The organism is Xenorhabdus anantnagensis (assembly GCF_028598555.1).
Lineage (GTDB): Bacteria > Pseudomonadota > Gammaproteobacteria > Enterobacterales > Enterobacteriaceae > Xenorhabdus > Xenorhabdus anantnagensis.
Genome location: NZ_JAQRFN010000084.1, coordinates 1 through 915, shown reverse-complemented (window position 1 = coordinate 915; position 915 = coordinate 1). Strand labels below are relative to the sequence as shown.

The following is a 915-nucleotide window of genomic DNA, read 5'->3' as shown; positions in this document are numbered from 1 at the left end:
CTATCCTTATGTCATCTATAGATAGCGTCGGAAATTCATCAATGCCGAAATCCAGATAGTTAGCTGCAACACCGTTTTTTCTCGCTATTTGGATTGCAATCAATCGCTCTCTGGTTGACTGAGCAACGGCGCAAATATAGTCGCTGACGATTAATTTCTTGGCTATCCGTCCTTTTCCTCTCCCCGTTCCGAACTCATCCAAAATAGACTTTTTGATAGCTTCTTTATCCTGATGTGTTAGCCGCAATTTATCTTCAAACGTGACAGTAAACTCAATCGGAATATGTGTCGGCCTGATGAATTTAATGTCATAGGTTGGCGGTAAATAGGGGAAATTAACTGTGTCCTGATATTTGACAGAGGTGCTTCCCACGAAAGAGCATCCCGAACCCGCCTTAATCCATATCATCTTGGCAATTTCATTATCATCACCACCCACCACAGAGACCGCGATAGAGTTCCTGATTAACGGGTAATCAGTTACTCCAACCGTGATGGTTGCATCAGAGGGATTGTCGATAACATAACAATCAATGACATTGTTGATATTGGAGACTGCGCCATAAGTCGCGGCATTGGTATTTTTGGCATTGATCGCAACAGATTCCTGCCGCCTCAGTTCAAACTCCTGCCGTGATTCCTCATCCCTGCCGACAATAGCCGCCGTTTTATTGATGACCGAGTCAACGCCATTGATATTTTTGACCATGCGGTTAATGGTTCCTGTCGAGGCTATAACTCTGCCCACTACATCACAGTGAACGTTGACCGTTGCTAATCCATTATCACTAATTCTGGCCTCTGCCTGTGTGCTCCATGTTTTCCCTGAGTCATCGGTAACCTGAAATCCAACCGGAATAACCGTGTTTGCCAGTCCGTTAATCGTGATTTCGGCCACTGATTTTGTTGCCCGTT

Annotated in this window: 1 protein-coding gene; it reads right to left on the bottom strand. The window is 44.8% G+C overall.

Features of this window, described 5'->3' with window-relative positions:
* The coding region (locus tag PSI14_RS19965) for a baseplate J/gp47 family protein (protein WP_273577724.1) at positions 1-915 on the bottom strand (915 nt) is incomplete at both ends.